The sequence below is a fragment of the Streptomyces alkaliphilus genome (genome assembly GCF_014141535.1).
GTDB classification, from domain to species: domain Bacteria; phylum Actinomycetota; class Actinomycetes; order Streptomycetales; family Streptomycetaceae; genus Streptomyces; species Streptomyces alkaliphilus.
Genome location: NZ_VKHT01001101.1, coordinates 1 through 1,554 on the forward strand (window position 1 = coordinate 1; position 1,554 = coordinate 1,554).

Annotated in this window: 3 protein-coding genes and 1 pseudogene; 1 reads left to right on the forward strand and 3 read right to left on the reverse strand. The window is 77.9% G+C overall.

The genetic code is table 11. From position 1 onward, the window contains the following. Window positions 1–246 (forward strand): annotated as a pseudogene (locus tag FNQ90_RS22690) (alpha/beta hydrolase); the annotation flags it as partial. 38 nt (window positions 247–284) lie between these two features. Here the strand turns inward: FNQ90_RS22690 and FNQ90_RS22695 are convergent. The 3 genes from FNQ90_RS22695 to FNQ90_RS22705 form a co-directional block, all read right to left on the reverse strand. Further along, window positions 285–671: a PIN domain-containing protein gene (locus FNQ90_RS22695; protein WP_182608056.1), complete on the reverse strand. Its 387-nt coding sequence runs from the start codon at window positions 669–671 to the stop codon at window positions 285–287. Between the two features lie 167 nt (window positions 672–838). Further along, window positions 839–1,096 carry a hypothetical protein gene (locus FNQ90_RS22700; protein ID WP_143624675.1) on the reverse strand — a complete coding sequence of 86 codons (258 nt, stop codon included), beginning with the start codon at window positions 1,094–1,096 and terminating at the stop codon, window positions 839–841. A 262-nt stretch (window positions 1,097–1,358) separates the two neighbouring features. Beyond that, window positions 1,359–1,554 (reverse strand): GNAT family N-acetyltransferase (locus tag FNQ90_RS22705; RefSeq protein WP_182608055.1); only part of this gene is annotated, 196 nt, incomplete at its 5' end.

Genomic DNA, 1,554 nt, shown 5'->3' on the forward strand with positions numbered 1-1,554 from the left:
CTGCTCGCGGACGCCGACCCGGCGGCCCACCCGCCGCCCCCCGTCCCGGTGGTCCTGCTGCACGGCACGGAGGACGGCCAGGTGCCGTTCGACCGGTCCGAGCGGTGGTGCGCGCGGCGTCCCGCCGACCGGCTGGTCCCCCTGCCGGGTACCGGCCACTACGCGCCGATCACCCCCGGCACCCCGGCCTTCGCCCGGCTGCTCGCGACCGTTCGCGGGCTGCCGGGCGCCGTACCGGGGGAGTGACCGGCGCCCGGCGGGGGATCAGCCGGCCGCCGGGCCCGTCACAGGGCCCGGTCGCCGGGGTCGGCGGGTCGTGCCCGGAGGTCCCCGCGGCCGAGGTCGAGCACCCGGACCGGGCGCCCCCGCCAGACCTCCGGCCGCACGGTGGCGACCACCGCCCCGTCGGGGCGTTCGGGCACCGGCAGGGCGGCCCATTCGGTGTGGGCGTCCGCCCAGTCCCGGCCCCGGGCCACCGCCGGGACGGCGACCGGGTCGAGGGGGAGCACGACCAGCCCGGGCAGGGCGGTGAGCCGGTCGGCGGTCCCCGGTCGGGCCCGGTCGGCCTCCACCAGCGCGCAGGCCGCGGCCCCCAGGAACCAGCCGGGTTCGGCGTGCGCGCGGTGGATCAGGCGGGAGATCAGGGTGTCGCCCCGGTCGGCGGCGACCATCGCCGTGTGGTCGAGCACGACGTGCGGTGGTTCGGGGTGCCTTCGGCCCCCGGCGCCGTACCCGGGGGCGGGACGGGGGATGCCCGGGTGCGCGGTCTCCGCCGCCCCGGGCCGGTCGCCCGGCCCGGGGCCGCCGTCCTCCGCGCGGCGGGGCGGGAACGGTCCCCTCACACCAGGTCCACGCGGTGCAGGCGGCGGTCGATCTCCCGGTCCAGGTCGGCTCGTTCGGCCGGGTCGGGGCCGTAGCCGTTCCAACGGCGCAGCAGCGCCTCGGCTCGTTCGGCGCGCGCGACCCGCTCGGCGGGGGTCAGAGAGGTCTCGGCGAGGCGGGCCAACCAGCCGCGCAACGACAGGCCCTCGGCGGCGGCGATCTCGGCGAGGCGGTCGCGGGCCTCGACGGGGATGCGGATGTTGGCGTCGGACACGGGTGCTCCTTCCGCGTGGCGGTGGCGGGCCCCGACACCCGGACACCCGGCTACGCGGGCACCCGGATACGCGGGGGCCGGGGCACCGGGTACGGGGACGCCGCACGGACGACAACGGGAGTGACACGGCGGCGAGAAGAGGCCATGCGTCACTATTTGTCCGTTGTGTCGGGATGTTACGGGTACGCACCCGTACCCGACGGCACGCCGCGCGGCGTGTCCGGGTCCGCCGGACCCCGCCGCGTGCGACCCGCCCCCGGTCTCACAGCCGCCGGTACATCACGTGCAGACCCACCGGGCCGTGGTCGGCGTGGTCGAAGGCGTCCGGGACCGTCCCGACGATCTCGAAGCCGAGCGACTTCCACAGCCGCACCGCCGCCTCGTTGGTCTCCACCACGGCGTTGAACCGGATCCCCCGGAACCCGGCCTCCCGGCACCACTCGATGACGTGTTCCCCC